Raw genomic sequence first — 3764 nt, 5'->3', positions numbered from 1 at the left:
TTTGCGGGTAGCCTCCCATTTGTGGATAGCCCATTTGCTGGTAACCAGGTTGTCCCGGAAATCCTCCAAAGAATTGTCTTTTTTCCAATATTATCGCCTCCTAAACCGTCTCCATGCTAGTGTATGTCCACTATTAGGATAAGCATAGATCCCTACCTATTTATAAGAAAAAAATTCAATGAAAAAGGCTATCACACGTAGTTGATAGCCTGCCAAGTAATAATATCTCTCATCCTGTCTTCTATTGACCCACTTTTTTATCTTTTGTAATTTCACCACAGGCAATCCTTTTTCCAGAATCCCCCGAAGGCGGTGTCATGCCATCATCTTTTCCTTCATCGATGACGATCGTGGTACCCTCTTTTGTAAAAAGTGATGTCTTTCCATCTTTTAAGGTGACATTAGGTGCCATTAAATCTGCCTTAACTGCCCCATCATCCTCAACAATTAGGTTAGGCAGATCGCCTGCATGAGCACCTTTTGGGTGAAGAAGTCCATGTTCCTTTTTATCGGGGTTAAAATGGTTTCCTGCTGATTTAAAATCTGGAGCTTTACACTTTCCCTTGTCATGGATATGAATCGCATGCTCCCCAGCAGGCAGGCCTTTTAAATCTACTGATAATTTTACACCGCTAGATTGCTCAGCTACCTTTATTTTGCCAAGAGAATCGCCGACAGCATTATACATCTCCACATCAATCTTTTTGACATTCTCTTCCGTACATCCTGTTAGAAGTAGCAGTGGAATGATCATCCAGCTTTTCTTCATATGTATCCCCCCACACTAGACAATTTGCCCTTAGTATGAACAATCCCGCTCTCCTTTATCCAATGAAAAAGGAACAGTATTTGGGTTAACTGTTCCTTGGTGAGTGCTCTTGATTTTTCAATTGTTCTTCTAATTCTTTTGCCTTTTTAGCCTCGCGTTTGGAGACCAAAATGATGACGCGCATCGTTAGAAAGGCTCCAATTAGGAAAATCACAAAGGTGATCGCAGCAGGTATATATTCCGATTTATCTTCCGGAAAGTATAAAAATAATGAAAGTACCGATGGATGAAACATTTTTCTTCTCCCTTTCTCTAAAGGAACTGCTCTAATAATTCATTATAGCAACAAAAAACATTTCATACCACTTTCTCAATTTACCTATAACTGTTATTCTTCTATCACCTTTATTTTCTTAATGATTACATCTTTTTCAGGTTTATCCTGGGCGCCAACAGGTGTGTTAGCAATTTTATCCACGATATCCATGCCCTCAACCACTTGTCCAAAAACAGTATGACGATGATCAAGCCATGGTGTACCACCGTTTTTATCATATGCTTCAATAATTTCTTTTGGATATCCTGCTTTTTCCATTTGTTCTTTCATGGCTGGATCCAGTGACGAGCTTTGCACAATAAAAAACTGACTTCCGTTTGTATTGCTGCCTGAATTAGCCATTGATAAGGCACCGCGGAGATTGTAAAGGTTTTTTGAAAATTCATCTTCAAAAGGCTGGCCGTAAATGCTTTCCCCGCCAGTACCATTGCCATTCGGGTCGCCGCCCTGGATCATGAAATCTTTAATGACCCGATGAAAAATTAGTCCATCATAGTAGCCTTCTTTACCATGTTCAATAAAGTTTTCAACTGCTTTTGGGGCATATTTAGGAAACAATTTGATTTTTATGTTTCCCATTGACGTTTCCATTTCAACGACCTTTTCATTATCTAGCACCTCTGTTGAAAGCTGAGGATAGACAGCATTTGACACGGTTTGGTCCCCTTCCTTCTGTTCCGTCTTAGGCGTGGTCTTTTTGCTTGTTGCATCTTCTTTCTCCGTGCTTGTCCCACATGCTGCCAAAACTAGAACAATTGTAAATAATGTTAGTAAGAATTGCAGATTCTTTCTCATATATCATTCCTCCAATTTTTTCACTTTAACCGAAATAAAATTATTTCACACATTGTTTTTAATTTACTATGTTTCATATTAAAATAAAAGGGGAAAAGTGAAAGGGGTGTTTTTTTGTGTCAGAATTACAAATTGGTAGTATTGTAACAGCTATTTATAAAACAGGGAAATATATTGGTGAAATAACAGAGGTACGCCCGCAGCATTATTTAGTACGAGTTCTAGCTGTACTTAAACATCCCATGCAAGGAGATTTACATAGTCCTAAGGATGCAGATGTACTTATTTTTCATGAGAGAAAAGCACTCAGTTATCGTGAGCAAGCAAATATTCCCCTCAAAATGGTCAAGCCCTTTGAGAATGAGGTTCCCGATTATAAGGAGTCATTAAAAGAGGCGTTAGCGAAAATGAAACAGGAGTTAGCGGAAGCACCTTCAGAGTGGGCTGAAATGAGTCTGAGAGCCTTGGAATCGCTTGAAAAAGATTATAAAATTTAAAACGCTAAAGGCCAAATCAGTTTGAATGATTTGGCCTTTTATGCGAATTCATTTAATAACTTTGAGAAATCAATCCGATCCCCAATTGTCGTTGGTTCTGGTTTTTCTAAATAACGTTTATCCTTTTCAACGAGTTTGAATATATTAAAGGTAGTCAACGCATCATCAAGTGCACGATGATGTTTGCCTGTCCCTTCTTTCCCGTATTCCTGAACTGCCTTCCAAAGTCCCGTTTGATTTTGATCACCAAAGAATCGTTTATATTCCATGGAAAGATCCAACTCCGAAGCCTTTAGCGGAAATGCAACCCCTGCCTTTAAACAATTATGACGAAGCACCTTCATATCCATATTTCCCCAAGTAACAATGGTTGTTTCATAATTATGCTTATTGAATTCCTCCAATTTCTTAACAAGTTCAAAAATAGATAAACCCTTGTCTACCTGCTGCTGAGAGATATGTAAAAAGGATTTACAGCGTTCAGTTAGTTTTGGGAATTTAAGTGGAGTAACAAAGGATGAAAACTGTTCTGTTACTTGATCATCAACGACTGCAACAATTCCAACTTCGATAATTTCCGCATAAAAATCCTTCATGCGAACATTCCGTTCAGGCATTGTAAACTCAAAATCGATAAATAAATGTTGCCGCCTTGCCCTCATCAATTTCACCACCTTTACGTTTACTCTTACTACATTATATAAAGAAACATGTACAAAAAATTGTGCTTTTTTTCTATTTTTTTTATATTATAACATGAAATTAAAGTAAATTTTTTAAATTTTAAATCAATAATATAGTTAAAAGGAATATCATTATTTTTTTAGCTTAATGACAGCCATCGTACACCTAGACACACAAATCATGCGGTCTTGCTCATCGGTAATTTTAATATCCCAGACTTGAGTTGATTTTCCTTGATATAGGACAGTTGCAATTGCTGTAACCTCTCCCTCAGTTTTTGGCCGAACATGATTGGCATTAATCTCTAGACCCGCGACAGCCTCCGTTTCTTTATCTACCAATTCATAGGCTCCTACGCTAGCCACTGTTTCGGCCAAAGCAACAGATGCACCGCCGTGCAGTAATCCAAATGGCTGGCGAGTCCGCTCATCCACAGGCATGGTCGCTATAACCCTTCCTTTTTCGACTAAGGTAACCTCAATTCCTAGAGAATGTAGCAATGTATTTTCAATCATTTAAGTTCCTCCTATATGTAAACAAATGTCATCTATATAAACTATTCGCCTTTTTAACTAATTTTCCTTTAATTCATCATTTTCCGCATAAAAAAACAGCCCAAGAGCTGTTTTTTCATTTTAGTAATAATAAGGGGCACCGTAGCCGGGATAAAAAGCCCCAGGGT

The 3764-nt window shown here is 38.0% G+C and carries 6 protein-coding genes; 1 reads left to right on the top strand and 5 read right to left on the bottom strand.

Translation table 11 applies throughout. The features are described from left to right. Positions 1-241 precede the first annotated feature (241 nt). The 3 genes from V7659_RS24405 to V7659_RS24395 form a co-directional block, all read right to left on the bottom strand. Entirely contained in the window at positions 242-769 is a 528-nt protein-coding gene (locus tag V7659_RS24405; protein WP_335542729.1) for a superoxide dismutase family protein, read from the bottom strand. 85 nt (positions 770-854) lie between these two features. After that, complete coding sequence (locus V7659_RS24400) at positions 855-1064, bottom strand: hypothetical protein (protein WP_335542728.1); 210 nt, start codon at positions 1062-1064, stop codon at positions 855-857. Between the two features lie 93 nt (positions 1065-1157). Then, complete coding sequence (locus tag V7659_RS24395; RefSeq protein ID WP_335542727.1) at positions 1158-1901, bottom strand: peptidylprolyl isomerase; 744 nt, start codon at positions 1899-1901, stop codon at positions 1158-1160. 116 nt (positions 1902-2017) lie between these two features. Between V7659_RS24395 and V7659_RS24390 the strand changes: the two genes are divergently transcribed. Next, the gene (locus tag V7659_RS24390; protein ID WP_335542726.1) at positions 2018-2398 is read left to right on the top strand and encodes a kinase-associated lipoprotein B; all 381 of its coding nucleotides are present in this window, start codon (positions 2018-2020) and stop codon (positions 2396-2398) included. 38 nt (positions 2399-2436) lie between these two features. On the opposite strand, the gene kapD is transcribed toward V7659_RS24390, so the two are convergent. Both kapD and V7659_RS24380 read right to left on the bottom strand, forming a co-directional pair. Beyond that, positions 2437-3060, bottom strand: a complete 624-nt coding sequence (gene kapD / locus V7659_RS24385; RefSeq protein ID WP_144554647.1) for a 3'-5' exonuclease KapD — start codon at positions 3058-3060, stop codon at positions 2437-2439. A 153-nt stretch (positions 3061-3213) separates the two neighbouring features. Beyond that, positions 3214-3597 (bottom strand): hotdog fold thioesterase, encoded by a 384-nt coding sequence (locus V7659_RS24380; RefSeq protein ID WP_335542725.1) that lies wholly within the window; start codon positions 3595-3597, stop codon positions 3214-3216. Positions 3598-3764 lie beyond the last annotated feature (167 nt).

It is taken from the genome of Neobacillus drentensis (assembly GCF_036966985.1).
GTDB lineage: Bacteria > Bacillota > Bacilli > Bacillales > Cytobacillaceae > Neobacillus > Neobacillus drentensis_E.
Note: the sequence above shows the minus strand (reverse complement) of the source record. Positions and strands in the feature narration are given on the sequence as shown.